Source organism: Roseiarcus sp. (assembly GCF_049514155.1).
GTDB lineage: Bacteria > Pseudomonadota > Alphaproteobacteria > Rhizobiales > Beijerinckiaceae > Roseiarcus.
Genome location: NZ_JBEKVH010000042.1, coordinates 1 through 26,349, shown reverse-complemented (window position 1 = coordinate 26,349; position 26,349 = coordinate 1). Strand labels below are relative to the sequence as shown.

At 66.8% G+C, this 26,349-nt stretch carries 24 protein-coding genes and 1 pseudogene; 10 read left to right on the top strand and 15 right to left on the bottom strand.

Features of this window, described 5'->3' with window-relative positions:
• Positions 1 to 586: 586 nt before the first annotated feature.
• A complete protein-coding gene (locus tag ABSF49_RS08505; protein WP_424112212.1) occupies positions 587 to 1,192 on the bottom strand; it encodes a glutathione S-transferase family protein in 606 nt (201 codons plus the stop codon).
• Positions 1,193 to 1,371: 179 nt separating this feature from the next.
• Here ABSF49_RS08505 and trxB point away from each other — a divergent pair, with 179 nt between their 5' ends.
• Both trxB and ABSF49_RS08495 read left to right on the top strand, forming a co-directional pair.
• Positions 1,372 to 2,337, top strand: coding sequence for a thioredoxin-disulfide reductase (gene trxB / locus ABSF49_RS08500; RefSeq protein ID WP_424112211.1), 966 nt, complete (start codon positions 1,372 to 1,374; stop codon positions 2,335 to 2,337).
• 122 nt (positions 2,338 to 2,459) lie between these two features.
• A complete protein-coding gene (locus ABSF49_RS08495) occupies positions 2,460 to 3,353 on the top strand; it encodes a LysR family transcriptional regulator (protein WP_424112210.1) in 894 nt (297 codons plus the stop codon).
• 30 nt (positions 3,354 to 3,383) lie between these two features.
• Here the strand turns inward: ABSF49_RS08495 and msrP are convergent, their stop codons facing one another.
• The 3 genes from msrP to secE all read right to left on the bottom strand — a co-directional run bounded on the left by msrP (position 3,384) and on the right by secE (position 5,211).
• Positions 3,384 to 4,331 (bottom strand): protein-methionine-sulfoxide reductase catalytic subunit MsrP, encoded by a 948-nt coding sequence (gene msrP, locus ABSF49_RS08490; protein WP_424112209.1) that lies wholly within the window; start codon positions 4,329 to 4,331, stop codon positions 3,384 to 3,386.
• Between the two features lie 102 nt (positions 4,332 to 4,433).
• On the bottom strand, positions 4,434 to 4,964 hold the full coding sequence (gene nusG, locus ABSF49_RS08485; protein WP_424112208.1) for a transcription termination/antitermination protein NusG: 531 nt from the start codon (positions 4,962 to 4,964) through the stop codon (positions 4,434 to 4,436).
• A 49-nt stretch (positions 4,965 to 5,013) separates the two neighbouring features.
• Positions 5,014 to 5,211 carry a preprotein translocase subunit SecE gene (gene secE / locus ABSF49_RS08480; RefSeq protein WP_424112207.1) on the bottom strand — a complete coding sequence of 66 codons (198 nt, stop codon included), beginning with the start codon at positions 5,209 to 5,211 and terminating at the stop codon, positions 5,014 to 5,016.
• A gap of 212 nt (positions 5,212 to 5,423) precedes the next feature.
• Between secE and ABSF49_RS08475 the strand changes: the two genes are divergently transcribed.
• Together ABSF49_RS08475 and ABSF49_RS08470 are read left to right on the top strand one after the other, a co-directional pair.
• Positions 5,424 to 6,065, top strand: coding sequence for an SOS response-associated peptidase (locus tag ABSF49_RS08475; protein WP_424112206.1), 642 nt, complete (start codon positions 5,424 to 5,426; stop codon positions 6,063 to 6,065).
• Between the two features lie 614 nt (positions 6,066 to 6,679).
• The gene (locus ABSF49_RS08470) at positions 6,680 to 7,270 is read left to right on the top strand and encodes a hypothetical protein (RefSeq protein WP_424112205.1); all 591 of its coding nucleotides are present in this window, start codon (positions 6,680 to 6,682) and stop codon (positions 7,268 to 7,270) included.
• Positions 7,271 to 7,336: 66 nt separating this feature from the next.
• Here the strand turns inward: ABSF49_RS08470 and ABSF49_RS08465 are convergent, their stop codons facing one another.
• On the bottom strand, positions 7,337 to 8,257 hold the full coding sequence (locus tag ABSF49_RS08465; protein ID WP_424112204.1) for a transglutaminase-like cysteine peptidase: 921 nt from the start codon (positions 8,255 to 8,257) through the stop codon (positions 7,337 to 7,339).
• Positions 8,258 to 8,626: 369 nt separating this feature from the next.
• Between ABSF49_RS08465 and ABSF49_RS08460 the strand changes: the two genes are divergently transcribed.
• The 3 genes from ABSF49_RS08460 (at position 8,627) to ABSF49_RS08450 (ending at position 11,403) form a co-directional block, all read left to right on the top strand.
• Complete coding sequence (locus tag ABSF49_RS08460; RefSeq protein WP_424112203.1) at positions 8,627 to 8,896, top strand: hypothetical protein; 270 nt, start codon at positions 8,627 to 8,629, stop codon at positions 8,894 to 8,896.
• A 372-nt stretch (positions 8,897 to 9,268) separates the two neighbouring features.
• The gene (gene yghU, locus ABSF49_RS08455; RefSeq protein ID WP_424112202.1) at positions 9,269 to 10,144 is read left to right on the top strand and encodes a glutathione-dependent disulfide-bond oxidoreductase; all 876 of its coding nucleotides are present in this window, start codon (positions 9,269 to 9,271) and stop codon (positions 10,142 to 10,144) included.
• A gap of 329 nt (positions 10,145 to 10,473) precedes the next feature.
• Positions 10,474 to 11,403, top strand: a complete 930-nt coding sequence (locus ABSF49_RS08450; protein WP_424112201.1) for an ArsR/SmtB family transcription factor — start codon at positions 10,474 to 10,476, stop codon at positions 11,401 to 11,403.
• A 27-nt stretch (positions 11,404 to 11,430) separates the two neighbouring features.
• Here ABSF49_RS08450 and ABSF49_RS08445 read toward each other — a convergent pair whose 3' ends face one another.
• The 4 genes from ABSF49_RS08445 to ABSF49_RS08430 all read right to left on the bottom strand — a co-directional run bounded on the left by ABSF49_RS08445 (position 11,431) and on the right by ABSF49_RS08430 (position 15,653).
• On the bottom strand, positions 11,431 to 12,549 hold the full coding sequence (locus ABSF49_RS08445; RefSeq protein WP_424112200.1) for an ABC transporter ATP-binding protein: 1,119 nt from the start codon (positions 12,547 to 12,549) through the stop codon (positions 11,431 to 11,433).
• The gene (locus tag ABSF49_RS08440; protein ID WP_424112213.1) at positions 12,546 to 13,373 is read right to left on the bottom strand and encodes a carbohydrate ABC transporter permease; all 828 of its coding nucleotides are present in this window, start codon (positions 13,371 to 13,373) and stop codon (positions 12,546 to 12,548) included. Before ABSF49_RS08440 ends, ABSF49_RS08445 begins: the two co-directional genes overlap by 4 nt.
• Positions 13,374 to 13,426: 53 nt before the next feature.
• Positions 13,427 to 14,311 (bottom strand): carbohydrate ABC transporter permease, encoded by an 885-nt coding sequence (locus ABSF49_RS08435; protein WP_424112199.1) that lies wholly within the window; start codon positions 14,309 to 14,311, stop codon positions 13,427 to 13,429.
• A 70-nt stretch (positions 14,312 to 14,381) separates the two neighbouring features.
• Complete coding sequence (locus ABSF49_RS08430; RefSeq protein ID WP_424112198.1) at positions 14,382 to 15,653, bottom strand: extracellular solute-binding protein; 1,272 nt, start codon at positions 15,651 to 15,653, stop codon at positions 14,382 to 14,384.
• A gap of 319 nt (positions 15,654 to 15,972) precedes the next feature.
• Here ABSF49_RS08430 and arfA point away from each other — a divergent pair, with 319 nt between their 5' ends.
• Positions 15,973 to 17,487 carry an arabinosylfuranosidase ArfA gene (gene arfA, locus ABSF49_RS08425; RefSeq protein WP_424112197.1) on the top strand — a complete coding sequence of 505 codons (1,515 nt, stop codon included), beginning with the start codon at positions 15,973 to 15,975 and terminating at the stop codon, positions 17,485 to 17,487.
• Positions 17,488 to 17,494: 7 nt separating this feature from the next.
• Here the strand turns inward: arfA and aroQ are convergent, their stop codons facing one another.
• Both aroQ and ABSF49_RS08415 read right to left on the bottom strand, forming a co-directional pair.
• Entirely contained in the window at positions 17,495 to 17,947 is a 453-nt protein-coding gene (gene aroQ, locus ABSF49_RS08420) for a type II 3-dehydroquinate dehydratase (protein WP_424112196.1), read from the bottom strand.
• Positions 17,948 to 18,144: 197 nt separating this feature from the next.
• A complete protein-coding gene (locus tag ABSF49_RS08415) occupies positions 18,145 to 18,534 on the bottom strand; it encodes a nuclear transport factor 2 family protein (RefSeq protein WP_424112195.1) in 390 nt (129 codons plus the stop codon).
• 71 nt (positions 18,535 to 18,605) lie between these two features.
• Between ABSF49_RS08415 and ABSF49_RS08410 the strand changes: the two genes are divergently transcribed.
• A complete protein-coding gene (locus ABSF49_RS08410) occupies positions 18,606 to 19,517 on the top strand; it encodes an alpha/beta fold hydrolase (RefSeq protein ID WP_424112194.1) in 912 nt (303 codons plus the stop codon).
• Between the two features lie 118 nt (positions 19,518 to 19,635).
• Here ABSF49_RS08410 and rplA read toward each other — a convergent pair whose 3' ends face one another.
• The 4 genes from rplA to ABSF49_RS08390 all read right to left on the bottom strand — a co-directional run bounded on the left by rplA (position 19,636) and on the right by ABSF49_RS08390 (position 25,494).
• The gene (rplA, locus tag ABSF49_RS08405) at positions 19,636 to 20,349 is read right to left on the bottom strand and encodes a 50S ribosomal protein L1 (RefSeq protein WP_424112193.1); all 714 of its coding nucleotides are present in this window, start codon (positions 20,347 to 20,349) and stop codon (positions 19,636 to 19,638) included.
• 3 nt (positions 20,350 to 20,352) lie between these two features.
• Positions 20,353 to 20,799, bottom strand: a complete 447-nt coding sequence (gene rplK, locus ABSF49_RS08400; RefSeq protein WP_424112192.1) for a 50S ribosomal protein L11 — start codon at positions 20,797 to 20,799, stop codon at positions 20,353 to 20,355.
• Positions 20,800 to 21,064: 265 nt separating this feature from the next.
• Positions 21,065 to 24,190 (bottom strand): efflux RND transporter permease subunit, encoded by a 3,126-nt coding sequence (locus ABSF49_RS08395; RefSeq protein WP_424112191.1) that lies wholly within the window; start codon positions 24,188 to 24,190, stop codon positions 21,065 to 21,067.
• An 11-nt stretch (positions 24,191 to 24,201) separates the two neighbouring features.
• Positions 24,202 to 25,494, bottom strand: coding sequence for an efflux RND transporter periplasmic adaptor subunit (locus tag ABSF49_RS08390; RefSeq protein ID WP_424112190.1), 1,293 nt, complete (start codon positions 25,492 to 25,494; stop codon positions 24,202 to 24,204).
• A 184-nt stretch (positions 25,495 to 25,678) separates the two neighbouring features.
• On the opposite strand from ABSF49_RS08390, the pseudogene ABSF49_RS08385 reads away from it, so the two are divergent.
• Positions 25,679 to 26,349: pseudogene (locus tag ABSF49_RS08385) on the top strand (alpha-mannosidase); the annotation flags it as partial.

Here is a 26,349-nt window from a genome sequence, read left to right as displayed (position 1 = left end):
GTTTCCAGATGAAGAGGCGTGAAACCGCAAGCCAGAAAGACTCTGAGCAGACGCGCATTCTCCGCGATGGGCGTCTTGAGACGTTCAAGCGCGTCAATCAGAGCCATCGGCGACCCGTCCCCGATACATGCTCATGACGATTGTCCTTTCCATCGCCATGCAGCCGGCCCTATCGTCGAGCGGACGCGGCGACGACAAGAGACGACGTCTCAAACCGAGCGCCAAGAGAACTGAACCCGCATTCGCCGGATGACAGCCTGACCGAAGGTTAGACTGCCCCGGCAGCCGGGCTTCGGCAAGCGACGGCGCTTACCCGGCGTTACAATCACGCTTCGTGGCGGCCGGCTCGCGTTTGCGCGCCGAGGAACGCCGGATCTTCTTTCGTCGAAACGCACGCCTCCCGATGCTCTTCTTCGAACGCGAGACAACTGGAGGCTTCGTGGCGTCGACAGGAGCGGCGGTCTCAGCTTGGCGATCCGCCACACGGGGTTGGCGAAGAAGTTTCCGCGAAGCGTCCGTCAAGTTCGCGTCCTAGGCGCAGATTTTCGTCCAATCCGTTGTGAATGTTGTCATAAATGGCCAATCGCTAAGCCGAATAATGGGTCGCCGCGAAGGCCGGGACGGCGGCGGCGAAGGCGTCGAGCCAGGCGACCAGTTTCGGATGGCCCGTCCGCCATTCGCCGGCGAAGCGCAGGTCGAGATAGCCGAGCGTGCAGGCGAGCGCGATCGCGCCGACATGGGTCGCGCCGGCTTCGGGCGGCTTCGATTCGAGCGCCGCCAGCGCTCGCGTCACCTTGCCCGCCTGATAGTCGACCCACTTGGCCGAGCGTTCGGCCGGCTCGCGCATGCGCCGTTCGTAGACCTGCAACACCGCGGCGTCGGCGATCCCGTCGGCGAGCGCCTGCAGGGTCAAGACCGGAATGCGCGCCGCCAAATCCGCCGGGAACAGCCGCCCGCCGCCGGCCAGGCCGTCGAGATATTCGACGATGACGCGGCTGTCGAAGATCGCTTCGCCGTCCTCGGCGATCAGCGCCGGGATCTTGCCGAGCGGATTCTGCTGGCGCAACGAATCGGCGGGATCGCCGGTGTCGGCGAGGACGATGGCGACGCGCGCCTCGAGGCCGAGCAGCGCGGCCGCGATCCTCACCTTGCGCCCGAAGGGAGAAGCGGGCGATGTGCGCAGCGTCAGCATGTTTGGCCTCGTCAGCTGATGGATCGGCCGCCATTCTGCGCCGAATCGCCGCTTCTGTCGCCGTGGACGACGCTGACGCGCATATTGCCGGACCAGGCCCGGCGCCTATATGACCGAAGCTCCGCCGACGCGCGGCGACGCCTCGGCCGGCGTCGGTCGATCGGCGCCTTGAGGTTCGCATGTCCGCTTCCGCCCACGAACGCCTGGTCGTCATCGGCTCCGGGCCGGCTGGCTACACCGCCGCGATCTATACCGCGCGCGCCATGGTGAATCCGCTGCTGCTCAGCGGCTTCGAGCCCGGCGGACAGTTGATGATCACCACCGACGTCGAGAACTATCCCGGCTTCGCCGAGCCGATCCAAGGCCCGTGGCTGATGGAGCAGATGCGACTGCAGGCCGAACACGTCGGCGCGCGCATCGAGAACGAATACGTCACCGGGCTCGATCTCGGCCAGCGGCCGTTCCGCATCCGCTGCGACAGTGGCCGCGCGTTGACCGCCGATGCGATCATCCTCGCCACCGGCGCCAAGGCGAAATGGCTCAACCTTCCCGGCGAGGAGCATTTCAAGGGCTTCGGCGTCTCCGCCTGCGCTACCTGCGACGGGTTCTTCTTCCGCGGCAAGAAAGTGATCGTGGTCGGCGGCGGCAATTCGGCGGTCGAAGAGGCGCTCTATCTCGCCAACATCGCCAAGGAGGTGGTGGTCGTCCATCGCCGCGATTCGTTCCGCGCCGAGAAGATCCTCGGCGAGCGCCTGTTCGCGCGCGCCAACGTGAAGGTGCGCTGGAACAGCGCCATCGACGAGATCCTTGGCCAGGAGAAGCCGCTCGGCGTCACCGGCGCGCAGCTGCGCGACGTCAGAACCGGCGCGCTGTCGACGATCGAGGCCGACGGCGTCTTCGTCGCCATCGGCCACGCCCCGGCGAGCGAACTCGTCGCCGGCCAGCTGGTGCTGAAGCCTAACGGCTACGTCGAGACCAAGCCGGGTTCGACCGCGACCAGCGTCGAGGGGGTGTTCGCCGCCGGCGACGTCGCCGACGACATCTTCCGCCAGGCGGTCACCGCCGCGGGTCTGGGCTGCATGGCGGCGCTGGAGGCGGAGCGCTGGCTGGCCCTCGAAGCGCCGGCGCGCGCCGCAGCAGAGTGAAGCGCGCGCGAAACCTGCTATAGGGAACGCAAAGCCGCCGCGCATGCGCCGCCGCGTGCGACGCGCGGCGGGTGTCGCGACGTGGCCCGAGGAAGCAGCGGCCGGACGGGCCGGAGACCGGGATGGACTGGGATAAGCTGCGCATCTTTCAGGCGGCGGCCGAGGCCGGTTCGTTCACTCACGCCGGCGAAACCCTGGGTCTGAGCCAGTCGGCGGTCAGCCGTCAGGTCGGCGCGCTCGAGCAGGAACTCGGCGCGCCGCTGTTCCACCGTCACGCCCGCGGTCTCATCCTCACCGAACAAGGCGAAATGCTGCACGAGGCGGTGCACGATGTCGTGCTCAAGCTCGACGCGGTGCGCAGCCGGCTCGTCGACACGCGCGAGAAGCCGCACGGCGACCTACGCGTCACCAGCACTTTGGCGCTCGGCGCCAATTGGTTGGCGCCGCGGCTTGAGGAATTTGTCGAGCTTTATCCCGAGGTCAAACTGCAGCTGTTGCTGTCGGACGACGAACTCGACGTCGGCATGCGCGAAGCCGACATGGCGCTGCGGTTGCGCGAGCCGATGCAGCCCGACCTGATCCGCCGCCGGCTGTTCACCGTCCATTTCCACGCCTACGCCTCGACCGACTACCTCAAGAAGAGCGGCCAGCCGCGCACCATCGCCGACCTCGACCAGCACCGGCTCGTCGCCTTCGGCGCGCCGACGGCGACGCACTTCCTTTACGACCTCAATTCGCTGCTGACCGTCGGCCGCGATCCGAAGTCGCCGCGCATCCCGCATATCGCGATCAACAATGTCGCCGCCATCATCCGCGCCGTCGAGCACGGGGTCGGCATCGCGGTGCTGCCCGACTATTGCGTGCAGCCGAACTCCGGCCTGGTGCGGCTGCTGCCGCAGGTCGACATGCCGGAAATGGACTGCTTTCTCGTCTACGCCGAGGAACTGAAGAACGTCGCCCGGATTCAGGCGTTCCGCGACTTCCTGGTCGCCAAGGCGCAGCGCTGGCGTTACTGACGCGATTGCCGATTCAATTTTATTGTCCGCTCACATGTAGAGCGGCTCTTTCTCCAGCCCCTTGTAGAGCGCGGCGACCTGCTCGCCGTAGCCGTTGTAGAGGAGCGTCGGCCGCTGCTCGCCGGTCGTCAGGAAGGTTTCGCGCGCCTGGCTCCAGCGCGGATGCGGCACGTCCGGGTTGACGTTGGCCCAGAAGCCGTATTCGTCAGGACCGAGCTGCTGCCAGAAGGTCTGCGGCCGGTCGGCGACGAAGCTGATCTTGACGATCGATTTCGCCGACTTGAACCCGTATTTCCACGGCGTCGCCAGGCGGATCGGCGCCCCCTGGACCTTGGCCACCGGCTTGCCGTAAGCGCCGGTGACGATGAAGGCGAGGTCGTTGGTCGCCTCGGCCATCGTCAGACCCTCGATATAGGGCCAGGGCATGAACTGGCGCTGGCCAGGGGCGATCGAATCGTCGAGGAAAGTCTCGAAGCGCACGTATTTCGCCGCCGAGAGCGGCTTCGCCCGATCGACCAGCGCCTTCAACGGAAAACCGGTCCACGGGATCGCCATCGACCACGCTTCGACGCAGCGGTGGCGGTAAAGCCGCTCCTCGAGCCCGATCGCCTTGACCAGGTCGTCGACGTCGATGGTCTCTTTCTTCTCGACCAGTCCGTCGATCGTCACCGTCCAGGGCCGCGTCTTCAGCGCGTCGGCGTCGACGCGCTTGCTGGTCGTGAACTCGTAGAAGTTGTTGTAGTGGAGGTTGACTTTCTCCGGCGTCACGTCGCGATCGAGCGTGTAGGCCGGGTTGCGCTTGGCCGGATAGAGCCCTGTGGTCGGATCGGCGTCGTCGGCGTGGGCCCGCCGCAGCAGGCCGGCGACGGTCAACGCCGCCCCGGCGCCGACGAAGAACGCGCGGCGGTTGAGGAAGATCGATTCGGGCGTGGTCTCGCTGGCGGGAATCTCCCACCCGCGGCTGCGGTGATAGCGCATGGCGGCCTCGCGACGTTAGAAGCGGACGCTCGACTTGCGGCGGCCATGAGCCGCCGGCCTCCCCGATACGCATCGTCGAGGGCGTTTGTTACCCCGGCTCGATCACACTTTCTCGACCTGGCCGTATTCGAGGTCGACCGGGGTCGCGCGGCCGAAGATCGACACCGCGACCTTGACCCGCGAGCGCTGCTCGTCGACTTCCTCGACGACGCCGTTGAACGAGGCGAACGGGCCGTCGGCGACGCGCACATTCTCGCCGATCTCGAAGCGGATCGACGCCTTCGGCCGCTCGACGCCATCGGCGACCTGGCCTTTGATCCGCTCGGCTTCGGCGTCGGGGATCGGCATCGGCTTCTTGTCGGCGCCGAGGAAGCCGGTCACCTTCGGCGTGTTCTTGATCAGGTGGTAGACGTCGTCGGTGAGGTCGCATTTCACCAGCACGTAGCCGGGGAAGAACTTGCGCTCTGAATTGATCTTGCGGCCGCGCCGAACCTCGACGACCTGTTCGGTCGGGACCATGACCTCGGCGAATTTATCCTCGAGGCCGCGTTGGGCGGCCTGCTCGCGGATCGACTCGGCGACCTTCTTCTCGAAGTTCGAGTAAGCGTGAACGATGTACCAGCGCATGTTCATGTGCGGGATTCCGAATTCCTCGATTGAGCGGCAGAGCGCCGCGCGCGGTTCAGCCGCCGCGGCCGAGGCCTAGCGCCAAACTGACCGCCACCCGCAACGCCTCGTCGACCACCAGGAAGAACGCGCTGGTGAACACCACCATCAGCATCACCATGCCGGTCGTGATGAGCGTCTCGCGACGGGAGGGCCAGACGACCTTGGACGCCTCGGAGCGCACCTGCTGCAGAAACTCGAATGGATTGGCCATGTTTGTTCAAGTCCGACGGCGGCCGGGCGGTTGCGCCGCAAACGGACGCGCCAGGCCAAAAAATTCGGGCGCGGAACCTTTCGGCGCCGCGCCAATTGACGGTCATATAGGAAGCGGGCCCGCCTCGCCAAGCGAAATGTGCGCCTCCGGCTGCTGGCGGGCGGTTTTCAGCGCTTTTTGACCTCGGGACGGCGGCGGGGCAATTTCGGCCCATGTGCAACCTCTATTCGGTCACCACCAACCAGGAGGCGATTCGCCGCTTGTTCGCCGTCGCCGACGACCGCGCCGGCAACCTGCCGCCGCTTTCGGCCGTCTTCCCCGACCAGATGGCGCCGATCGTCCGCGCCGCGCCGGGGGGCGGCCGCGAGCTCGCACTGGCGCGCTGGGGCGCGCCCGGCCCGCCGCAGGTCGGCGCGTCGCTGGTGACCAACCTGCGCAATCCGGCCAGCCCCTTCTGGCGGCGCTGGCTGGCGCCGGCCAACCGCTGCCTCGTGCCGGTCAACGCCTTCTGCGAATACGCCGATGCGAAGCCGCGCAAGACGCCGGTGTGGTTCGCCCGCGACGAAAGCCGGCCGCTGTTCGCTTTCGCCGGCGTTTGGCGACGCTGGCGGGGACTGCGCGGGCCGAAATCGGCGCCGATCGAGGGCGAGCACGAGCTGTTCGCCTTCCTCACCGCCGCGCCCAACGCGATCGTCGCTCCGATCCACCCCAAGGCGATGCCGGTCGTGCTGACCGACCCGGCGGCGTTCGAGCTCTGGCTGACCGCCGAAACCCAAGACGCGCTGACGCTCCAGGCGCCCGCCCCTGTCGACGCGCTCCGCATCGTCGCCCGCGGCAAGCGCGAGGACCCATGACCGCCGCGGCTTGGCGAAATCCCTCGGCGTCGCCGTCGATGCTTTGATTTGGCCGCAGGCTGGCCTGGCCCGTGCGGCCCGCCAGGCCGATCGCCTTGCGCCGAGCCGCCTTCGCCTCCCAGCATTCCGCTCTGACTTGAGCCGCGCCTTGCAACCCGCTGACGCGGAGCCGCTTTCCCAACGAAGCGCCGTCGCAGCGGCCCCTCCGCCGCGCGCTCGATCCGCCTGATCGGAACGTTGAGGCGGGAGACGGCGAAAGACGCCGGCCAAGCCAAGGCTTCTATGGATCGGCGGCCCAGAGCGCCAGATCGCGCGCTTTCGGAGGGAGCGCCCCAAAACTGGATTTCAAAAATAGCGTTACCGAAAGCTCGCCTCTTAGACACAGAAGAACGCCGATCGCGAACTTGCGCGCACACTGAATAAAGTGGGCCAGACTGTTTCCCGCATGGCGTCGGAGAACAAACATATTGCCTTGATACCATAACGATCGACGAGGAAGGCCAAAAGCCGCTGTAGCGGCGCGCCGCAGGAAGCGCCCCCCGCGCTGGCGTTCGGCGGCCAAGGCCGATAGGCTCGGCGCCATGCCGTACGACGTAGTTTGGCAGCGATACCTGATGGCCGTCCTCGCGCTTCTGCTCGCGGCGATCGCCCTGCCGATGGCGGCGGCCGAAGCGCTTCGCGCGGCGACCCACCAAAGCGCGCCGGCCCCCGAGACGGTCCGCGCCGAAGCGATGCTCGGCTGGCTGCGCGGCGATCTTTGGGGCGCCTACGCGTTGGCCGAGGCGGAGCGCGCCGACGCGGGAGCGGACGCGGCGCGTCAGGCGTTTCGTCGCGCCGCCGAAAAGGCGCTGTCGCTCGCGCCTTATCGGCCGCAGCTGTGGCTGCGCCTGGCGAAGCTCGACGAGAGCGACCCGCGACGGGCGACCCAATTCAACGCGGTTGTGAAAATGGTCTACTACACCGCGCCCGCCGACGACGCGGGCATGGCCGATCGTCTGCAGATGGCCCTCTCGGCGGCCGGATCGCCCGACGAGGAACTCGACGAGTTCGCGCGCAGCGACGTGCGCGCGATGATCGCCCATGGCAGGCTGAGCGAACTGTCGGCAGTCTATCGAAGCCTCGGCGCCGGCGCCCGCGTCTTCATCGAACACGCGGTCAAGTCGATCCGGCCGGATTTGGCGTCGAGCCTGACTGCGCCCGGCTGAGCCGTGGCGCCGAGGAAGGGCTCTCGATCGGCGCGAAACCGATGCGCTTGCCTGAGCGGCAGCCGGTCAGTTCATCGAAATCAACGAGCCATAGCCGAACGGATCGGGGGCGAGGTCGCCGTCGGAGCGCCCGATAAAGGCGACCGCCGCCGGATCGGTCGCGGCGGCCGCAGCGTCGACCGGGCGTCCGCCGGCGAAGGCGGGTTCGTCGGCGGGCGCGAATTCCGGTTCCGCCGCGGGCGTCGCCGAGGCGACCGCCGCCGGCCCGGCGAGCGAAAACGAGCCCAGCTCGAGACCGTCGTCGAGAGCGTAGCGTTGGGTCGGGGCTTCGAGCGCCAAGATCACGTCAGTCGCCTCGCGTTGTGCATCGGCGGCGGCAATTTCCGTGGCGTCGGCGGCGACCAGCGTGTCGTCCGAATCTTGACCGGACGCGCTTGCCAGCGACGGTTCGGCGGTCGTCGTCGGATCGGCCTCGACCGTCGACCAGTACATCGGATTTTCGGGGGTTTGGATTCTGACCCAGCGATAGGGCGCCGCGTACCACGGCCGCACCCCCGGATAGAGGTTGTCGGCGACGAAATCGCCGGTGCGCGTGCGCACCACCAGCACGAGGTGGTGCTCGCCCCAGCGGGTGACGACCTCGGCGAGCAGCAGCGCGCGCGACGGCCACCCCAGTTGCATGAGTTCGTGACGCTTGGTGACGGCGTAATCGTGGCAGGCGCCGGCCGTGGGGGCGACGCGCCAGGTCTCGTCGACGACGTCGCCGTCGTCCGCTTGCGGCGCGATGGCGTGGTTGACCTCGGCGTTGACCCTCGCCACCTCGCCCCAGTGCGCGCGCGTCACGCCGCTCGCGTCGCGCAAGCGATGGATTTCGCAGTCATCGCGGTAGCGCAGGCAAAAGCGACTGAACGCCATCGGGGCCAGTACCGGCGAAGAGAGCTGCAAGCGCTCGGGGCGCGGCGCGGCGTCGCGAAACGGACCCGCCATGACCGCCGCCGCGGCGCCGCTCGGCGCGAAGGCGCCCACCGTTGACGCAACTGCGACAAGTAAACCAAAGATTATACGCATCGCCTGCCCCGACATTCTCAGGAACGGGGCAAGACTACATACGATCGATTGCGCTATGGTGCGATAATTACTTTAAATCCAGATGTCTAAGCTAGCGATCTGTTAACTATGCCGCAGGGGCAGGTCGTCGCCGGCGCGAGAGATTGCGCGGCGCCGCGCCACGCCGCGTTTCGTCGCGCCTGGAGCGGCGCGACGGGTCAGTCTAAATGGTTGAAGGATTGACACTGCGCGAACTTGATGCCCCACATCCGCCGACGGCTACGTGAGAATTCGTGGAGCGACTTGGTCATGAGAGGCAACATTGCGATCGTCCGGGAGGCGTTGTCGAAACTCCCCAACGTGTCTCGGACCTGGTTCGAATGGAGCTGGGAAGATGCGATGTGGGTCAAGACGTTGGTGATCGAAGTCGAATTCGACACCGACCCGAATTCCGTAAACTTCAGCCAGCTCACCTTGGACGCGATCGAAAAGACGGTGATCGGCGTGCTGAACGACGACACCACGATGACCGTCAGCTACTTGCAAGTCGTTCCCAAGGGCCGACGACGAACTCCTTAGAACCTGCGAGCCGGCCGCCGTTTGCCGAAAGACCGTGCGAAGCGCGGCGCCTCGGGCCGGAAGCGACCCCGCCCCTGCCGGTCGGACGCGCGCCAATGCGCAGCCTCGCTGCGGGCTGGCCTGCTTCGGCGCCGTTCGGCGAAAGGATCGCGCGAGCGAAGCGCTTCTCAGGCCGGCGCCGGCGCGCGACCGACGCCCGTCGGCGCGGCCCCAATCGTCCGAACGCGGATGGCGAAGATTTGAACCCGCTTGCGACCCCGCCGAGGCCGTTTCACTCGACCGCGTCGCCGGCCGGGTCTATCGCCTAATCGAAAGGCGCGGACCTTGCGTCCCAGCGATCGAAGCGCGCAACGAAAGTCTCGGAGGTCGGAGATGAGCGAGCCGTCTGAATATGTTCCGCCAAAAGTGTGGACGTGGAACAACGCCAACGGCGGCCGTTTCGCCAAGACCAACCGACCCGTCGCGGGCGCAACGCACGAAAAGGCGCTGCCGGTCGGCCGTCACCCGCTGCAGCTTTATTCGCGCGGCACGCCCAACGGGGTGAAGGTGACGATCATGCTGGAGGAGCTGCTGGCGCTGGGCAAAAGCGGCGCGGAATACGACGCCTGGCTGATCGACATCGGCGAAGGCGACCAGTTCGGCAGCGGCTTCGTCGCCGTGAACCCCAATTCGAAAATTCCGGCGCTGATGGATCGCAGCGGACCCACGCCGATCCGGGTGTTCGAGTCCGGCGCGATCCTGCTCTACCTCGCTGAGAAGTTCGGCGCTTTCCTGCCGAGCGAAGCCGCGGCGCGCGCCGAGACCCTGTCGTGGCTGTTCTGGCAGATGGGCAGCGCGCCCTATCTCGGCGGCGGCTTCGGCCATTTCTACGCCTACGCGCCGACGAAGATCGAATATGCGATCGACCGTTTCGCGATGGAGGTGAAGCGGCAGCTCGACGTGCTCGACCGCCGTCTGGCGGAGAGCCGGTATGTCGCTGGCGACGCCTATACGATCGCCGACATCGCCATCTTCCCCTGGTACGGCGGCCTGGCGAAGGGCTGGCAATACGGGGCGGCCGAGTTTCTCGCCGTGCAGGACTACAAGCACGTCCAGCGCTGGGCCGACATGCTGCTCGAGCGGCCGGCGGTGAAGCGCGGCCGCATGGTCAACCGCACCAGCGGCGAACCGGCGAGCCAGCTTCGCGAGCGCCATGACGCGAGCGACTTCGGCGCCAAGACGCAGGACAAGATCGCAGCGGCGAGCTGAGCCCAGCGCCGCGGGCCGGCATAGGCCGGGCGGGCGGATGCAAATCACGATCGGCGATACAGGCGCCCAGCTGAGGCGACGCCCGGCCGGCGCGCCTGGCGGTTGCTCGCCGGCCAACCGTCGGACCGGTTTGAAAACGAGGAATCCGTAACTTTATAGCGCGTTAGCGCAAAGTCGCGAGCAGTGCGGCGGCCCAGACGGAAGGCGCGGAACGGCGACGGCCGACGCGGCGCCTGGGCGCCGCTAATTCCCGACGTCGCTCCGCATTATCAAAATATCGAGAAACCTGATATAGACTGGCGCGAATCTTTGGGAGCCGATAGCGAGCCATGTCGCGCAATTTTCTGGTGGTCGATCCCGAGCAGCGGCCGGAGGTGCTGCGCGCGCTCGCCTCGCCGCAACGGATCCGCATCCTGCGGCTGTTGCACAATCGCCCGGGCGTCAACGTCAACGAGATCGCCGGCGCGCTCGACCTGCCGCAATCGACGGTGTCGTCGAACCTGCAGACCCTCGAAGACGCCGCGCTGATCCGCACCGAGACCCAGAAGGGCAGGAAGGGCCAGCAGAAGCTGTGCTTCCTCGCTTTCGACGACGTGCTGGTGATGTTCCGCGACGACCCCAACGGCGCACAGGCCAACGTCATCGAAGTGGCGATGCCGATCGGCCTCTACACCAGCTGCGAAGTCAGCGCGCCGTGCGGCCTGTGCTCGCCCGACGGCATCATCGGCCTGCTCGACGTGCCCGGCTCGTTCCTCAATCCGGATCGCATGAACGCCGGGCTGATGTGGTTCACGCGCGGTTTCGTCGAATACCAGTTCCCCAACAACGCGCGCATCGTCGGCAAGTCGATCGTCGAACTCGAATTCTCGATGGAGCTGTCGTCCGAGGTGCCGGGCACTTCGATCGACTGGCCGTCCGACATCACGGTGGCGATCAATGGCCGCGAAGCCGGCGTGTGGACGAGCCCGGGCGATTACGGCGACACGCGCGGCGTCTTCACCCCCGACTGGTGGAAGCTCAAGGGCAGCCAGTACGGCATGCTGAAGAGCTGGCGCGTCACGCGCGAGGGCGCGTTCGTCGATGGCGTCAAGATCTCGTCGCTGACGCTCGACGACCTCGACATTTCCGCCCACCACTCGATCCGGCTGCGCATCGAGGTCAAGCCCGAGGCGCGCCACCCCGGCGGGGTCAACATCTTCGGCCGCGGCTTCGGCAATTACGATCAGGATATCGTGCTGCGGGTGACGACCGCGCCGTGAGGGCGCGCCGCGCGTCGCTCGCGACGATCAGATCGTCGCGCCATCGGCGCCGAACAGCCGCGCTTGCGGCTCGTTCAGTCTCAGGCCGACCAAGTCTCCGCCTTTGACCGTGAGGGTCCCGGACGCTTCGACGATGAGCGGTCCGGCCGGCGTATCGAGATAGACCAAGGTTACGTTGCCGAGACGCTCGACGATGCCGATCGTTCCTGTAAGCCCCGCGTTCGGATCGTGCGCGTCGACGATCGCCAAATGCTCGGGCCGCACGCCGAGATCGACGGGCCCGTCGATCGCGCCGCGCTTCACGCTCACGCCGACCCGCGCCGTCCGACCGCCCGGCAGCGCGACGGTCGCCGCGCCGCCTTCGACCGAAGCGACGCCGACCGAGAAGAAATTCATGCTCGGCGAGCCGATGAAGGCGGCGACGAACTTGTTGGCCGGCTGGTTGTAGAGCTCGAGCGGCGCGCCGACCTGGGCCACCCTCCCCCCGTCGAGCACGACGATCTTGTCGGCGAGCGTCATCGCCTCGGTCTGGTCGTGGGTGACGTAGATCATCGTCGCGCCGAGAGCGGCGTGCAGCTTGGCGAGCTCGAGCCGCATTTGCACGCGCAGCTTGGCGTCGAGATTCGAAAGCGGCTCGTCGAACAGGAAGACTTCCGGCTTGCGCACCAGCGCGCGGCCGATCGCCACGCGCTGACGCTGTCCGCCCGACAGCTCGGCCGGGCGGCGGTCGAGATAGGGCTCGAGCTGGAGGATGCGCGCGACCTCGCCCGCGCGCTCGTCCTGCTCTTTTCGCGACGCGCCGGCGAGCGAGAGCGAGAAGGCGATGTTCTGCTTCACCGTCATGTGCGGATAGAGGGCGTAGGATTGGAACACCATGGCGATGCGCCGCTTGGCCGGCGCCATGTCGGTCACGTCGACGCCATCGAGGAAGCACTGACCAACCGTGATGCGCTCGAGGCCCGCGATCATGCGCAGAAGCGTCGACTTGCCGCAGCCCGAAGGGCCGAGCAGCGCGGTGAACGACCCCTTGTCGACGGTGAGGCTGATGTCGTTGATCGCCGTCACGACGCCGTAGCGCTTGGTCACGCGCCTGAGCTCGACATGCGGCGTCGCGCCGTTTCCCGCTTTTTCCGGAATTGCGCTCATCCCTTGATGCCCGCCGACAGCATGATGGCCTGAGTCACGCGCCGCTGGAAGATCAGATAGACGAGGGCGACCGGCAGCGCGGCGAGCATCGCCACCGCGAGATCGCGCCCGTAGCTCACGCCGAAGGCGTCGTGAACCTGCGTGATGCCGACGGTGATGTTCATCTTGTCCTCGGAGCTCACGGCGAGGAACGGCCACAGGAACAGGTTCCAGGCGCCGATGAAGGTGATGATCGCCAGCGCGGTGGTGATGCCCCAGTTCATCGGCAGATAGATGCGAAAGAGCAGCTGGAACTCATTGGCGCCGTCCATCACCGCCGCTTCGCGAAAATCCTTGGGCACGGAATCGAAGAATTGCTTGTAGATGATGACCGTCACCGGCGCGATGAGCTGCGGGGCGATGACGCCCGCCAGCGTGTTGACCCACCCGAATTGGCCCATCAGGATGAAATGATTGACGATCAGCGCCGGGATCGGCACCATGAAGCTCGCCATGATCATCCACCAGAAGAGGGTGCGGCCGGGAAAATTGAGCTGCGAAATCGCATAGCCCGCGCTCGCCGCCATCAGCATGACGATGCCGGTCACGGCGCCGGAGGTGATCAGCGAGTTGATGTACCACAGGCCGATCTTGGTCTGCAGCAGCACATGGACATAGTTCTCGAAGGTGAAGTCGGCCGGCCACAACTGAATGCCGGGCTTCACGATTTCGTACTCGTGCTTGAACGTCGTCACGAGCCCCCAATAGAGCGGGAACGCCCAGGCGATCGCGAGCGCGACCGTCGCAAGCGTAACGACGAGGCCGATGAGGTCGAGATGGCGCAGGCGCGAGAGCCGTCGGGCGGTGGGCGGCGCGAGCGCGTCGGCGACGGCGGCCGTCATCGCTGCCCTCGCCCTCGAAGAAGCTGATACTGCAACACCGACATGACGATGATCAGGAGGAAGAGGAAGACCGAAGCCGCCGCGGCGAGGCCTCCCTTGTTCAATTGGAATGCCTGCCGGAAAATATATTGGACCATCACCATCGTCGTGTCGACGCGGTAGCCACCCTGCGTGAACAGATAGACTTGGTCGAAGATCTTGAACTGCAGGATGAGCTGGATCGTCAAAACGAGCACGGTCACCGGCCAGATGAGCGGCCAGGTGATGCGCGAAAACTGCGCCCAGCGGCTGGCGCCGTCGAGCCCCGCGGCCTCGTAGATCTCTTTGGAGATGTTGCGCAGGCCGGCGACGAAGAGCAGCACGTTGAAGCCCAACAGCCACCAGATGGTCACCAGAGCGACCATCGGCATGAACAAGGGTATGGTGCGGAAGATCGAGAGATGTTGTCCGCCGTTGAGCGGGGCGATGAGATATTGTGCGATGCCGAAATCCTTGTCGAACATCCAGCTCCAGATGCGCCAGACGACCGACACCGGCACGATGTAGGGCAGGAAGAAGGCGGCGAGCACCAGGCTCTGCACCCAGCCCTTGAGGCGATTCACGCCGAGCGCGACGACCAGGGCGAGAAGGGTGCTCGGCAGCGCCGATAGGAGCACGAAGTAGATGGTGTTCCAGACCGCGAGCGGGAACTGGCGCTCGGTCGCGAGCCGCCAATAGTTGTCGAAGCCCACCCATTGGCCCGGCCCGATCAGCGGGGCGTTGGTGAAGCTCAACTCCACCATTTTGATCGTCGGATAGACGAACAGGACGCCGTAAACGACGACGAACGGCGCCATCAGGATGGCGGCGGCGGCGTATTCGCTCCGTTTGCTTTTGAGCATGGCGGAACCGCCTTGGCGCGCTGCCCGCCGCGCCCGCCGGGAGGTGGTCCGGCGAGCGCGGGGCTGGGCCTTACTTGGCCTGGCTCTGCAGATCGTCGCGCATCTTCCGCACGGCGTCCGCCGGCGTCATCTCACCCATCATCGCCGGGATGATGTAGTTGCCAGTCGCGTCATAGACCGGCGAGGCCACGCCCGCCAAGGTCGAAACCGGGTCGAAGACCGCGGTCTTGGCCAGCGAGACATAATCGGCGTTGGGCTTCAACGCCTGGAACGCCGCGCTTTCCTGCACCGGCAGATAGGCCGGGATGTGGCCGCCGCCCGCCCACTCGAGCGAGTGCTCGTTGAACCAATGGATCGCCTCGAGCACCAGTTTGCGCTTGGCCGGATCGACCGGATTGCCCTGGCGGTTGGGAATCGCGAAGGCGTGCGAATCCGCCCAGGTCGCCGGCTGGCTGTAAAGCACGGGGATTTGCATCGCGCCCCAGTCGAACAGTTGGCCCTTCTTGGCGAGGTCGACCATGGTCGGAACCTCCCAGACGCCGTTGATATGCATCGCCACCTTGCCCGCGGTGAAGAGGGCGATCGAGGCGGCGTATTCGGTGTTCGCCGGGGTCCAACCGTTCTTGACCCACTTCTGCATTTCCCCGACCGCGGTCTCGGCCTTGGCGAGATTGTCGCCGTCGAGGAACTTGCCGTCCTTCAGGAACTGGCCGCCCTGCTGGTTGAGCAGCGTGTAGAAGGGGCGCCACCCGCTCGCCGAGTCGTTCGGCACCGACAGCGCCGCCACGTCCTTGGTGGTCAGCTTCGCCAGCGCGGCGTCCCAATTGGCCACGCCGTCGAGCCCTTTCGGCTTGCCGTCGTCGCCGAGCAGGCCGGCCTTCTTCAGCAAGTCCTTGTTATAATACAATATGATCGAGTGGATATCGAGCGGGATCGCATATTGCTTGCCGTCGCTTCCTTGCGCCGCCTTCCAGTTCGCCTCGCCGAAGTCGCTCGACTTGATCCCCGCCGCCGCGAGTTCTTCGGGGGTGATCGGGCTCAATACGTTCTGCGAGATGCCGAGCGGCATGCGCGATTCGTGATAGGTCATCACGTCGGGGCCCTGGCCGATCGCCGTCGAGGTCTGGACCTTGCTGTAGAATGGCACGCCCCACTCGAGCGTCGTCGCTTCAATATGGACTTTGCCGTCGAATTCCTTGTTGAATTCGGCGAGCATGGCCTTCATGCGGACGCCGTCGCCGCCGCTGAGGAAGTCCCACCATACGATTGTTTCGGTCGCCCGGGCGGCGCCCGCAGCCAGCAAGGCGCACGCCAAGGTCGCAGTGAATGCTTTGCGGATCATGTCGATTTCCTCCCAGAATGTCGCCGACGGGTTCGCCCGCCTGGAACGCGCTTCGCTGGACCGACCCGTCGTCGAGAAGCCTGACGACGACGATGGTAGCCGGGAAATGCAGGGGCGCCAAGCCTTTTCATCTGCATTCCCGATATTGTCAAGCCGATCGGTCCGCAGAAATTGTCGCAGAGCAGAATTTGTTTTCTCGCCAATCGACTGACATTTCACAGTTTTTTCAATATCTGCCGCGCCTTCCGTGAGGCTTGACGGCCACGCGGGAAAGGTCTTTATTGTATCAAACAATCTGATACGAATGAGGTGAGGAACCATGAGGGCGACTGTCACCGCGCATCGCGACTACCGCATTGCGATGATCGACAACCGGATCTACGGCGCATTCCTTGAGCACCTCGGCCGCGCGGTCTACACCGGCGTCTACGAGCCCGATCACCCGACCGCCGACGCCAACGGCATGCGCGGCGACGTGATCGAACTCGTCAAGGCGCTGAACATCCCTGTCGTGCGCTATCCGGGCGGCAACTTCGTCTCGGCCTACAATTGGGAGGACGGCGTCGGCCCGCGCGACAAGCGCCCGACCCGCCTCGACCTCGCCTGGCACACGTCCGAATCGAACGCCGTCGGCGTGCACGAATTCGCCGACTGGTGCGCGTCGGTCGGCTCGGAGATGATGCTCGCGATCAATCTCGGCTCGCGCGGCCTCGACGAAGCGCGCAACTTCGTCGAATACGTCAACGGCCCGACCGGCAGCTACTGGGGCGACCTGCGCAAGGCCAACGGTCGCGCCGAACCCTTCGGCGTCAGGCGCTGGTGCCTCGGCAACGAGATGGACGGCCCGTGGCAGGTCGGCCACAAGACGGCCGACGAATACGGCCGCCTCGCCAACGAGGTCGCCAAGACTCTGCGCGCCTTCGATCCCGCGCTGAAGCTGATCGTCTGCGGCTCGTCGAACTCCGACATGGCGACCTACCCCGAGTGGGAACGCGTCGTGCTCGAGCACTGCTACGACGCGGTCGACTACATCTCGCTGCACATGTATTTCAACAACCGCGAGAAGGACACGGCGGAGTTCCTCGCCCTCAACGCCAAGCTCGACGCCTATATCGCGACGATCGCCTCGACGATCGAGTTCGTGCGCGCGCAGAAGCGCTCGAAAAAGCGCGTCGCGATCTCGTTCGACGAATGGAACGTCTGGTACCATTCGATGGCGCAGGACAAGGAGATTCTCGGCGGCGCCAAGGGCTGGCCGCATGCGCCGCCGCTGCTCGAGGACGTCTACAATTTCGAGGACGTGCTGCAGGTCGGCTGCATCCTCAACACCTTCATCCGCCGCTCGGACGTCGTGAAGATGGCGTGCATCGCCCAGCTGGTGAACGTCATCGCGCCGATCATGACCGAGCCGAAGGGCGCGGCGTGGCGGCAGACGATCTACTATCCCTACTACTTTGCTTCGATCTTCGGCCGCGGCGCGGCGCTGCGGCTCAACGTCAGCTCGCCCGGCTACGATTCCAAGGTCGCCGACAACGTGCCCTATGTCGACATCGCCGGCGTCCACGACGAAGCGGGCCGCGCGCTGACCTTCTTCGCCGTCAACCGCCACGCCAGCGAGACGATCGCGCTCGACGTCGCGCTCGACGGCTTCGGCGCGGCGACCGTCGTCGACTGCCAGGTGATGACCGCCGCCAGCCTCGAAGCGGTGAACACGGCCAAGGCGCCGCTGGCGGTGACGCCGAGAAAGGCTGCGATCGCAGCCGTCGTCGACGGCCGCCTCGAGGCGAAGCTCGCGCCCTATTCCTACCAGATGATCCGGCTGAGCCTGGCCTAGGCGCCGCTCACGGCGCCTTCGCTTCTTCCAACAGGCTGGCGACGCGCTGCAACGCCAGCGCGTAGCCTTGCGTCCCGCAGCCGGCGATGACGCCGGCGGCGACGGTCGAGACGTAGGAATGGCGCCGGAACGGCTCGCGCTTGTGGATGTTGGAGATGTGGACCTCAATGATCGGGCCGGCGAAGGCGGCGAGCGCGTCGAGGATGGCGACCGAGGTGTGGCTGTAGCCGGCGGGGTTGATGACGATCGCCGCCGCGTTGTCGCGCGCCTCGTGGATCCAGTCGATCAGCTCGTATTCGCGGTTGCTCTGGCGGAACTCGACCGTCAGACCGTGCTCGGCCGCGACGCGGCGGCACAGAGCCTCGACGTCGGCGAGCGTCTCGCGGCCGTAGATCTCCGGCTGGCGCTTGCCGAGCAGATCGAGATTCGGCCCGTTGAGAACGAAGACGGTGCGGCTCACGATTCGTCGCCCTCCAGCGGCCGCGGACGTCGCCGCGCCTCCGTCGCCTCTATACTTCAACGCGGAGGCCGGCGCGAGGGCCGCTGACTGCGCTCGAGACCATGACGCGATTTGCCGGAATCTCCGGCTTTGTCATTCCCGCGAAGGCCTGCCCCGCGCAAACATGACCCGACGGCGGCCGCCGGCGGCCTCGTCGCTCAGGCGCGCGCGAGCTGCGCCGCCATCCGCTGCCGCACCAGCTCGATCGCCTTCAGCGGCCGGATCATCACCTTGAAGCTGACGATCTGATCGGCGCCGTTCCAGGCGATGAAATCGGCGCCGTTGATCTCGATCCCGTCGATGACGGCGACGAATTCGAGCACCGCCGAATCCGGCCCGATCCATTCGCCGACATAGCGAAAGGTCTCGTTCAGCAGCGCGTCCAGCGCCGCGCTGAGATAGGCCTTGGTCAACGCCTTGCCCGGCTGCGGCGTGCGGACGACCGGCGACAGGAACACCACGTCGTCGGCCAGCAGGGCGTCGAGCGCGGCGACGTCGCGGCGCCGCGCCGCTTCATGCCAACGCGCGATTGCGAGCGGTTGCGACATCGATTCCCCTCCCCTGGCGGCTCGCCAGCGGACCCATGTTATGATCTCGCGCGGCCGAATGGGAGAGCGGAATGTCGGATATCGCGTTGGACGCCGGCGAACGGCTCGCCAAGGTTGGCGACTTGGAGATCTGCTGCCAGACCTTCGGCCGACCGAGCGATCCGCCGCTGCTGCTGATCGCCGGCCTCGGCGCCCAGATGATCCTGTGGGAAGATGAGTTCTGCGCCGCGCTCGCCGAACGCGGCCTATGGGTGGTTCGCTACGACAATCGCGACGTCGGCAAGTCGACGCTGATCGACTGGCGGCCGCCCGCCGAAGCCGGCGCGGCGGTCGCCGAGCGCAAGAAGGGCGACCGCATTCCCGCGCCCTATCTGCTCAAGGACATGGCCGCCGACGCGGTCGGGCTGATGGACGCGCTCGGCGTCGCGCGCGCCCATGTCGTCGGCGCGTCGATGGGCGGCATGATCGCGCAGGAAGCAGCGATCCGCTGGCCGGAACGCGTGCGCTCGCTGACCTCGATCATGTCGACCACTGGCGATCCGCGCCTGCCGCCGCCGACTCCCGAGGCGATGCAGGTCTTCACCAAGCCGCCGCCCAAGACCGCGGAGGAATATGTCGAAGCCAATGTCGCCGCCTGGCTGATCTTCCGCGGCCCCGGCTATCCCGAGGACGAGAAGCGCGACCGCGCGCGCGCCATTCGCGCCACTCGGCGCGGCTTCGCGCCCGAAGGCGGGCAGCGCCAGTTGCTCGCCGTCTACGCCTCCGGCAGCCGCAAGAAGACGCTGCCGAGCGTCAAGGCGCCGACCCTGGTGATCCACGGCGCCGACGATCCGCTCGTCCCGCTCGCCGCCGGCGAGGACACCGCCGCGAGCATCCCCGGCGCCAAGCTCATCGTCCTGCCGCGCATGGGCCACGCCCTGCCGCTGGCGGTGTGGCCGCGGGTGATCGAGGAGATCATGGAGCTGGTGAAGCGCGCGCCGTAGCGGCAGGCGGCAGGCGCGCGAACCCCTTCCCGCCACGAGGGGGAAGGGGTTCGCAAAAAGAAAAACGGCGCAGGGCTTCCCCGGCGCCGTTCGATTCTCTCGCTCGCGTTGCGCTCGCTTACGTCCCGACCTGCGCCACGGTCGTCACCGACGCCAGGTCGAGCTTGACGCCCGGCCCCATGGTCGAGGACAGCGCGGCGCGCTGCAGGTAGGAGCCCTTGGCGCCGGCGGGCTTGGCCTTGTTCACCGCCTCGACGAAGGCGAGGACGTTCTCGGCGAGCTTGGCCGCGTCGAACGACGCCTTGCCGACCGAGCCCTGAACGATGCCGGCCTTCTCGGCGCGGAACTCGACCGCGCCGCCCTTCGACGCCTTGACCGCCGCGGTGACGTCCATCGTCACCGTGCCGACCTTCGGGTTGGGCATCAGGCCGCGCGGCCCAAGCACTTTGCCGAGACGGCCGACCAGCGGCATCATGTCGGGCGTGGCGATGCAGCGATCGAAATCGATCGCGCCGCCCTGCACCGCCGCCACCAGGTCTTCGGCGCCGACGACGTCGGCGCCGGCGGCGCGCGCCTCGTCCGCCTTGGCGCCGCGCGCGAACACGCCGACGCGCAACGTGCGGCCGGTGCCGTTGGGCAGATTGACGACGCCGCGCACCATCTGGTCGGCGTGCTTGGGATCGACGCCGAGGTTGATGGCGATCTCGACCGTCTCGTCGAACTTCACGCTGGCGTTGCTCTTCACCAGCTTCACCGCCTCGTCGAGCTTGTAGAGTTTGGTGCGCTCGACGGCGTCGCGGGCCGTGCGGATTCTCTTGCCGTGCTTGCTCATGGCTTACCCCACCACCTCGAGGCCCATCGACCGGGCGGAGCCTTCGATCATCTTCATCGCCGATTCGACCGTCTCGCAATTGAGATCGACGATCTTCTTCTCGGCGATTTCGCGCACCTGGGCCTTCGTCACCTTGCCGACGAAACCGCGGCCGGGCGTCTTGGCGCCGGAGGCCGGCTTCTTGCCGATCTTCAGGCCCGCCGCCTTCTTGAGCCAGAAGGTGACCGGCGGCTGGCGCATCTCGAAGGTGAACGAGCGATCCTGATAGGCGGTGACGACCACCGGGATCGGCGAGCCCTTCTCCAATTGCGCGGTGCGCGCATTGAAGGCCTTGCAGAATTCCATGATATTGAGGCCGCGCTGGCCGAGCGCGGGACCGATCGGCGGCGACGGATTGGCCGCCCCCGCAGGCACTTGCAGCTTGATATAGCCGGCGATTTTCTTCGCCATGAGCTCTGCTCCGAAATTGGCGCGACCTTCGGAGCTTGGCTCCGCCGGCTGCGCCAGGTTGCAGGTTCGTGGTGCGAACGTCAGCCCCGGCTGGCTATCCGGGCGTTCTTCCACGGGTTTAGGGCGCGGGGAATAGCAGGGATGCTACTGGGGCGCAATAGCAGACGCCAGCATGGCGGAGCGCCTAATACTCGAGCATTTTTGCCTAAAGTATTGACCGTCCAGTGTTTTCCCTAACAGGGCTGTCGCCGCTACAAAAGCCCCCCTACCCGTGCGAGCCGCCGCCCGTCGGCGCCTCGTGCAGCGCGGCCGTCACGTGTCCCGCCGCCTTCTCGCGCGCCATCCACGCCGCATGGTCGCGGGCGAGGAAGGTGTAGACCATCGGCGTGACGAACAAGGTGAAGCCGGTGCCGATCGCCATGCCGAAGAAGATCGTCAGGCCGATGGCGAAGCGCGACTGCGCGCCGGCGCCGGTGGCGATGATCAGCGGGATCATGCCGACCACCATCGCCGCGGTCGTCATCAGGATCGGCCTCAGGCGGATCGACGCCGCCTCGACGATCGCGTCGCGGCGCGACAGGCCCTGCGTCTCCTGCAGCGCATTGGCGAAGTCGACCATCAGGATGCCGTGCTTGGCGATCAGCCCGATCAGCGTGACGAGACCGATCTGCGAATAGATGTTGATCGTGGCGAAGCCCAACACCCCGCCGACGTTGAGCGGCAGCAGCGCGCCGAACAAGGCGGTCGGCAGCGCCACCAGAATGATGAACGGATCGCGGAAGCTCTCGTATTGCGCCGACAGCACGAGATAGATGACGATCAGCGCGAAGGCGAAGACGTAGACGAGCGCGTTGCCTTCCTGCTCGAGCTGGCGCGAGTCGCCCTGGAAGTCGTAGGAATAGCCCGCGGGAAACACCTCCGCCGACTTCGCCTTCATGTAATCGAGCGCCTCGCCGAGCGTGCGACCGGGGAACGGCACCCCCGACACCGTCGCCGAATTGAGCTGCTGGAAGCTGGTCAGCGCGTTGGGCTGCACCTTTTCGGTGACGGCGGCCACCGCCGACAGCGGCGCGAACTCGCCGCTGCTGGTGCGCAACTGGTAGCGCGTCAGCCAATCCGGCGACAGGCGGAATTCGCGCGGCGCCTGCGGAATCACCTGGTAGCTGCGCCCCTGCAGGTTGAATAGGTTGACGTAATTGCCGCCGAGCATGGTCGCCAGCGCCGCGCCGACGTCGGCCATGCTGACGCCGATGCGGTTGGCCTTGTCTGCATCGACGCTGACGACGTATTCGGGCGTGTCGAACTTGAGGTCGACGTCGGTGAACAGGAACAGGCCGCTCTCCCGCGCCGCCTGCTGCATCTTCAGCGCGACGTCGGCGAGCGTCTGGTAGTCGCCGGTGGTGCGGATGACGAACTGCATCGGCGCGCCGCCGGACGAGCCGGGCAGCGAGGGCGGCGCGAACGCCTGCACCTGCGCTTCCGGCACGGCGAGGAACTTCGGTCCGAGCGCGGCGAGCACCTGCTTCTCGCTGCGCGTGCGTTGATCCCAGGGCTTGAGGATCAAGCCGGCGAACCCCGACCGCACGCTCGGATAGCCGTTGACGAGGAAGGTGTGCAGCACCTCCGGCACCGACTTCACTTCGGCGTAGAGGCGCTGCGTCGCCTGCTCCACGTAGTCGCGGTTGGCGATCTGCGGCGCCTTGATCAGCCCGATCAGGAAGCCCTGGTCCTCCTCGGGCGCCAGCTCGCGCGGCGTCGTCATGTACATGACGCCGGTCAAAGCCAGCACGCCGACCAGGATCAGCAACGTCAGCGCGCGGAAGTTGAGCGAGCTGGCGAGCCGCCGCTGATAGGCGCGCCTCAGCGCTTCGAAGGTCCTGTCGACGAAGGCGCCGAAACCGCGGGTGCTGGTCTCATGGCGCAGCAGCTTCGAGCACATCATCGGCGACAGGGTCAGCGCGATGAAGCCGGAGACGATCACCGCGCCGGCCAGCGTGAAGGCGAATTCGCGAAACAAGGCGCCGGTGACGCCGGAGACGAAGCCGATCGGCGCATAGACCGCCGCCAGCGTGATCGTCATCGCCACCACCGGCAGCGCGATCTCGTGCGCGCCGCGGATCGCCGCATCGAACGGCGTCATGCCGTCCTCGATGTGGCGGTGGATGTTCTCCACCACCACGATCGCGTCGTCGACCACCAGGCCGATGCCGAGCACCAGCGCCAGCAGCGTCAAGAGGTTGATCGAATAGCCGAGCGCCAGCAGCGCGATCATCACGCCGATCAGCGACAGCGGAATGGTGACGATCGGAATGATGGTCGAGCGGATGTTGCCGATGAACAGGAAGATGACGACGATGACGATGACCGCCGCCGCGATCAGCGTCTTGGCCACTTCGTAGATCGAGGCGCGGATGAACTGGGTCGAATCGTAGGCGATGGTCGCGTTGAGCCCGGCGGGCAGCCGCGCCTGGATGCCGGGAATCACGCCGCGGATGCCGTCGATCACGGTCAGCGGGTTCGCTTCCGGCGTGCCGTAGATGCCGATGAACACCGCCTTCGATCCGTCGAAGGTCGAGGACGAATCGGAATTCTGCGGCCCGAGCTCGATCGTGGCGACGTCGCCGAGCCGCACCAGCGCGTCGCCGTGCGCCGCGATCACCAGCTTGCCGAACGCCTCGGCGTTGTCGAGCGAGGTCAGCGCGTCGACGCTGACCTGAGTGTAGTCGCTCTTCACCTCGCCGGCGGCGGAGATGAAGTTGTTGGCGACGAGCGCGTTGCGGATGTCGTTGGCGGAGACCCCGCGCGCCGCCATCTTGATCGGATCGAGCCAGATGCGCATGGCGAAGGTCTGGCCGCCGAGAATCTGGGCGTTGGCGACGCCGTCGACCGTCTGCAGTTGCGGCTGGACGACGCGGATGAGGTAGTCGGTGATCTGCGACGCGGTCATCACCGTCGAATTGAACGACAGGTACATCAGCGCGGTGCCCTGCCCGGTCTGCTTGACGACGACGGGATCGTTGGCGTCCTTCGGCAACACGCCGCGCACCTGGTTGACCTTCGACAGCGTGTCGGCCATCGCCCGGTCGGGATTGGCGTCGAGGCGCAGGTTCAGGGTGATGGTCGAGACGTTCTGCTGCGAGGTTGACGACAGCGTGTCGACGCCGTCGGTGCTCGCCACAGCTTGCTCGATCGGCGTGGTGATGAAGCCCTTGATGACGTCGGCGTCGGCGCCCGGATAGGTCGTGGTTATGGTGATCGTCGTGTTCGGCGTCAGTGGAAACTGGCGGATCTGCAGCTTCAGCCCGGCGACGCCGCCGATCAGCAGGATCAGCAGGCTGACGACGGTCGCCAACACCGGCCGGCGAATGAAGAGATCGGTGAAAGCGTTCATCGGCTAGGCCGTCACGGTTTCGGCGTTTCAGCCGGCGGCGGCAGGGCGCCGCCCTGGTCGATCATCACCGGCGAATTCGGCTGCAGCTTAATCTGGCCGGCGATCACCACCTTTTCGCCGACCTTCACCCCGTCAAGGATGGCGATCCGCTCGCCGCGCGTCGCGCCGACCCGGATGAAGCGCCGCTCGACCATGAGGCCGTCGCCCGACTTGGCCGGCACGACGACGAAGGCGTTGTTGCCGTAGAGGCTGTAGACGATCGCGGTGCGCGGCAAGCTCAGCACGTCGATGGGCGCGCCGGTGGTGACGGTCACGTCGGCGAACATGCCTGGCAGCAGCTTGTGATCGGGATTGGCGAACTCGGCGCGCACGGTGACGTTGCGCGAGTCCGCGCTCACCCGCGCGTCGATCGCCGTCACCTTGCCGGTGAAAGAGCGGCCGGGCTGCGAGTCGACCGCGAGCGTCGTCTCCTCGCCGGCCACGAGATTGGCGAGCGCGCCCTCCGGCGCGGAAAAGTCGACGTAGATCGGATCGAGCTGCTGCAGCGTCGTCAGGCTGACGCCGGCGGCGACATACTGGCCGAGATCGACGTTGCGCAGGCCGAGCCGCCCGGCGAAGGGCGCCTTGATCGTCTTCTCGGCGATCACCGCGCGCGTATGCTCGACCGAAGCGGCGGCCGAATCGCGCGCCGCCAGCGCCGCGTCGACGGTCGACTGCGGCGTGTTGCCGTTGGCGATCAGCGCCCGGGCGCGATCGAGCGTCACGTTGGCGTTCTTGAGCTGGGCGAGCCCGTTGGCGAGATCGGCCTCCTCGACCGACGTGTCGAGGTCGACCAGCGGCGCGCCCGCCGGCACGTCGTCGCCCGACTGGAAATGGATCGCCGACACGACGCCGGCGACCTGCGGCGCGACGACGATGCCCTGAAACGCGCGCAACGTGCCGATCGCCGACAATTGCGGCGGCCATTGCTCGACCTTCGCCTCCTCGACCGCGACCGCCGTCGGCTTGGGCGCGAAGGCGGCGCTGATCGCGTTTTTGACGATCGTCGGTTTGAGCACAAGCTGAAAGTAGGAGAGCCCGCCGACCACCGCGACGATGAGGACCAACGCCAGCAGAAAGACCACCGGGCGGCGCGCGTTCAGCGGCAGAGCGCGCAGAATCAGCAGCAGCGCGCAGACGATCGCGATCGCCAGAAAGGCGCCAGGGAGCGCCGGCGCATGGAAATGCGCGAGGTCGGCCGCCGCCGCGACGGCGAGCGCCGCGATCGCCAGCGCCGTCAACGCCCAGGTCGTCGTCCGCTTCATCGTCCCTCTTTCTCCCGCGCGGCCGTGTGATCGACGGCCCCCTCGAAGCGGCGGGACTATTTCAGAAGGCCGATTGAAACGCCAGCCTTTCTTGCCTGCGGGTTAACCCCGCTGCATGGCGATTCCCGCATGGCGAACCGCGTCGCGCGCCGCTAAAACAATTCTATTCAGGGGAGGCGCCGGCATGCCGCTCAAACTCGACCAACGCCTCGAGCGCTTACAGACGCGCTTGCGCGAGACCAGCTTCTGGCGCGCGCGCGAAACGCGCGAGATCGACGGCTGGCGTTGCGACAACGCGCCGATCGCCATCGGCGCGCCCTGGCCGAGCCGCGAGGGAATCCTGCGCTTCGGCGCCGAGGCGCGCGTTCCCGACGATTGGCCGCTCGAGGAGACCCGCCTGTCGCTCGACCTCGGCGGCGAGAGCCTGCTGACGCTCGACTATGAAGGCGGCGCGCGCGTCGCCCTCGGCCACGACGTCAACCATCAGGAGTTTCCCCTCGCCGGCCGCCGCTTCGCGATCAAGAGCGAGAGCGTCGCCCGCCGCCCGTTCGGCCAGCCGGTCGCCGATCCGCGGCTGCAGCGCGCGCGCCTCGTGCGGCTCGACATCGCCCTCGTGCGCTTGGCCGACCGCCTCGCCGTCGTCGTCGAGGCGGCGCAGACGCTCGGAACGCACGAAGCCGCGGCCCATCTCGTCGAAGCGGCGGAAGCGGCGCTGCGGGCGATCGACTGGCCCTCGACCACCGCCGACTATATCGCCCGCGTCGCGCCCGCGCCGGCCCAGCAGGCCTTGTGGCGGCGACCCGAGACCAAGCCCGATCCGGCGCCGCTCAGCGATGCCGAGCGCGCGTCGGTCGC

Bases quoted from the DNA above. Each gene is read 5' to 3' on its own strand.
- ABSF49_RS08505 (WP_424112212.1), bottom strand. From the start codon at position 1,192: ATGCTGACGCTGCGCACATCGCCCGCTTCTCCCTTCGGGCGCAAGGTG.
- trxB (WP_424112211.1), top strand. From the start codon at position 1,372: ATGTCCGCTTCCGCCCACGAACGCCTGGTCGTCATCGGCTCCGGGCCG.
- ABSF49_RS08495 (WP_424112210.1), top strand. From the start codon at position 2,460: ATGGACTGGGATAAGCTGCGCATCTTTCAGGCGGCGGCCGAGGCCGGT.
- msrP (WP_424112209.1), bottom strand. From the start codon at position 4,331: ATGCGCTATCACCGCAGCCGCGGGTGGGAGATTCCCGCCAGCGAGACC.
- nusG (WP_424112208.1), bottom strand. From the start codon at position 4,964: ATGAACATGCGCTGGTACATCGTTCACGCTTACTCGAACTTCGAGAAG.
- secE (WP_424112207.1), bottom strand. From the start codon at position 5,211: ATGGCCAATCCATTCGAGTTTCTGCAGCAGGTGCGCTCCGAGGCGTCC.
- ABSF49_RS08475 (WP_424112206.1), top strand. From the start codon at position 5,424: ATGTGCAACCTCTATTCGGTCACCACCAACCAGGAGGCGATTCGCCGC.
- ABSF49_RS08470 (WP_424112205.1), top strand. From the start codon at position 6,680: ATGGCCGTCCTCGCGCTTCTGCTCGCGGCGATCGCCCTGCCGATGGCG.
- ABSF49_RS08465 (WP_424112204.1), bottom strand. From the start codon at position 8,257: ATGGCGGGTCCGTTTCGCGACGCCGCGCCGCGCCCCGAGCGCTTGCAG.
- ABSF49_RS08460 (WP_424112203.1), top strand. From the start codon at position 8,627: ATGAGAGGCAACATTGCGATCGTCCGGGAGGCGTTGTCGAAACTCCCC.
- yghU (WP_424112202.1), top strand. From the start codon at position 9,269: ATGAGCGAGCCGTCTGAATATGTTCCGCCAAAAGTGTGGACGTGGAAC.
- ABSF49_RS08450 (WP_424112201.1), top strand. From the start codon at position 10,474: ATGTCGCGCAATTTTCTGGTGGTCGATCCCGAGCAGCGGCCGGAGGTG.
- ABSF49_RS08445 (WP_424112200.1), bottom strand. From the start codon at position 12,549: ATGAGCGCAATTCCGGAAAAAGCGGGAAACGGCGCGACGCCGCATGTC.
- ABSF49_RS08435 (WP_424112199.1), bottom strand. From the start codon at position 14,311: ATGCTCAAAAGCAAACGGAGCGAATACGCCGCCGCCGCCATCCTGATG.
- ABSF49_RS08430 (WP_424112198.1), bottom strand. From the start codon at position 15,653: ATGATCCGCAAAGCATTCACTGCGACCTTGGCGTGCGCCTTGCTGGCT.
- arfA (WP_424112197.1), top strand. From the start codon at position 15,973: ATGAGGGCGACTGTCACCGCGCATCGCGACTACCGCATTGCGATGATC.
- ABSF49_RS08415 (WP_424112195.1), bottom strand. From the start codon at position 18,534: ATGTCGCAACCGCTCGCAATCGCGCGTTGGCATGAAGCGGCGCGGCGC.
- ABSF49_RS08410 (WP_424112194.1), top strand. From the start codon at position 18,606: ATGTCGGATATCGCGTTGGACGCCGGCGAACGGCTCGCCAAGGTTGGC.
- rplA (WP_424112193.1), bottom strand. From the start codon at position 20,349: ATGAGCAAGCACGGCAAGAGAATCCGCACGGCCCGCGACGCCGTCGAG.
- rplK (WP_424112192.1), bottom strand. From the start codon at position 20,799: ATGGCGAAGAAAATCGCCGGCTATATCAAGCTGCAAGTGCCTGCGGGG.
- ABSF49_RS08395 (WP_424112191.1), bottom strand. From the start codon at position 24,190: ATGAACGCTTTCACCGATCTCTTCATTCGCCGGCCGGTGTTGGCGACC.
- ABSF49_RS08390 (WP_424112190.1), bottom strand. From the start codon at position 25,494: ATGAAGCGGACGACGACCTGGGCGTTGACGGCGCTGGCGATCGCGGCG.